Source organism: Rhodococcus sp. NPDC057014, assembly GCF_042673295.1.
GTDB lineage: Bacteria > Actinomycetota > Actinomycetes > Mycobacteriales > Mycobacteriaceae > Rhodococcus_F.
The window spans coordinates 1-2,107 of sequence record NZ_JBHUSF010000597.1 but is presented as its reverse complement, the minus strand read 5'-3'; the positions used below and the strand labels follow the sequence as shown (position 1 = coordinate 2,107).

Genomic DNA, 2,107 nt, shown 5'->3' with positions numbered 1-2,107 from the left:
GGGACGTCGAGGTGCAGACCGTCACCCTCGACGAACCCCTCGAATCGCACGGCAACCAGATCACCGAAGCCGCCAGCGTCATCACCCGATCGATCAGTGGCAGTTCGGGTCGGCGATCGGAGACGCCGGCGGCGTCGGCGAGATCTCCGGAAACCTTCCCGTCGCGGAAGAATTCGAGGAAGACCGGGTTGAACAGGTCCGGTCGGTCGGTCTGGCCCTGGTGGCCACACTCGTCGGGATAGAAGAACTGAACGTTGGGCAGGTGGTCTTCCTGGACGTACCCCCACTCGACCGGTGTCAGGATGTCCTGTCGGCCGTAGAGGTAGAGCCCCGGAGTGCTCAACCGGTCGAGGCGCCCCTTGGTGACCAGACGGGCGGCGCGATTCTCGTCCGTCCAGTCCGTGATCCGCCGGTACTGCAGGAGAGTGGGCCAGAACTTCGCGTGCGCGTCCATCCGGTCTCTCGCGGAGAGGTAGCGCATGTCGATCAGATCTTCACTGATGGCCTCACCGCGATGGATGATCGCCTCCATCATCGTGCGCATTCCCTCGCGTGTGCCGTCGTAGGCGGTGAGGCGGAACTCGCCCGCCGGCGGGGTCAAGTGCTCCGGGACCACGTCGCCGACATCTCCCGCGATCAGAATGAAGCTCTTGACCTTGTCCGGGTGTGCCACCGTGTAATTGACCGTGTTCATGCAGCCCATGGAGTTGCCTGCGAGATGGAACTCGTCGAGGCACAGTGCGGTGGCGAACTGGTCGATGAAGTCGACGAAGGACTCCATGCCGTCCGGCCAATACTCCTCACGGGTGTCCGACAGGCCGAATCCGGGCATGTCGGGGCAATAGACGCGGAAACCGTTCTCGCCGAGGTACGGGGCCATGAAGCGCCATCCCGCGAGACCGGAGGAGCCGGGCAATCCGCCGTGGAGCAGGATGACGGCGGGGCCCGACGTGCCGGCGGTCATGTAGTGGGCGCGGGCGCCGTTGGCCAGTCGGACCCAACGGCTGGCCAAGCCGGGAACGTCGACGAGATTTTCAGCAGTGAGTGCCATGGTGATCTTCCTTTATCGGTGTGAAGTGGTCGGTGACGAGTGCGCCGGATGCCAGTCCGAGAAATTCGAGCGCATTCTCGCGGAGGATTCTCGGCACGGTGCCGGGCGGGAAATGCTGTGCCACAGAGTTCAAGTCCGCCAGTCCATCTCCAGGTTGTCCCGGAATGAAGGGGTGGTCGCTGCCGAGCAGGATCTGGTTGGGGCCGAAGCGGTGTACCAACGCAGGCAGGAGCCCCGGGTCGAAGACCAATGTGTCTGCGTAGAGGCGTGATACGAGGCGATCCAGATCGTCTGGGACGTGTGTGGCGGCCAAGTGGGCGCCGAGGCGAAGTCGCGGGTATGCCCAGGGGAAGGTGCCGCACCCGTGGACCATGGCGACGCGTAGTCGTCGATGACGGTCCAGCACCCCGCCGAAGACGAGCGCGGTAGCCGCCAATGCGGTATCCGAGGGCATCCCCAGTCCGAAATCGTAAGTGAACCCCGAACGGCGCACCGCGCCACCGCCGCCGTCGACGGGATGAACCATTACCGCGAGTCCGAGACCGTCGACCGCATCGAAGAAGTACTCGAGTGCCGGGTCGTCCAATTCCATCCCGTTGGTCCGGGTGCCGATCTCGATCGCCCGCAGTCCCAGAACGGTGGACAGGTAGTGAAGTTCGGATAGGCAGGCACGAGGAGACAAGAGGGGAACTGTTCCGATTCCGATGAGCCTGCCATCGCCGTCTTCCACTGCGCGGGCGATGGACTCGTTGATCCACCGGCAGTACGCGGCGAAGGGTGCCGGCGCGGCGCCGTACTCCAGGGTGACAGGAACAGGAGAAATCGCCTGAACCCCGACGCCCCCCCGATCCATGTCCTCCAGGCGCGCCGGCACATCCCAGAGGGCGCGCCGGACGGCGCGGAAGTCTTCGGATCCGCGGATGAGCCGTCCCTCCGCGGGAGAATCGAGCACCAATCGGGGTGCTTCCGGAAAACCTGCGATGACGTCGGCAGGGGGTGCGTCCCGGGGGAAGTAGTGCGCATGCACATCGATGGTGCCGGGTGGAACCACGAGGG

Annotated in this window: 2 protein-coding genes; both read right to left on the bottom strand. The window is 64.8% G+C overall.

From position 1 onward, the window contains the following. Nucleotides 1–1,051, bottom strand: a 1,051-nt coding sequence (locus ACFTZB_RS45265; RefSeq protein WP_378442484.1) for an alpha/beta fold hydrolase, incomplete at its 3' end; no start/stop codon positions are given. Beyond that, on the bottom strand, nucleotides 1,035–2,107 hold a 1,073-nt coding region (locus ACFTZB_RS45260), incomplete at its 5' end, for an amidohydrolase family protein (RefSeq protein ID WP_378442482.1). The genes ACFTZB_RS45265 and ACFTZB_RS45260, both read right to left, overlap by 17 nt.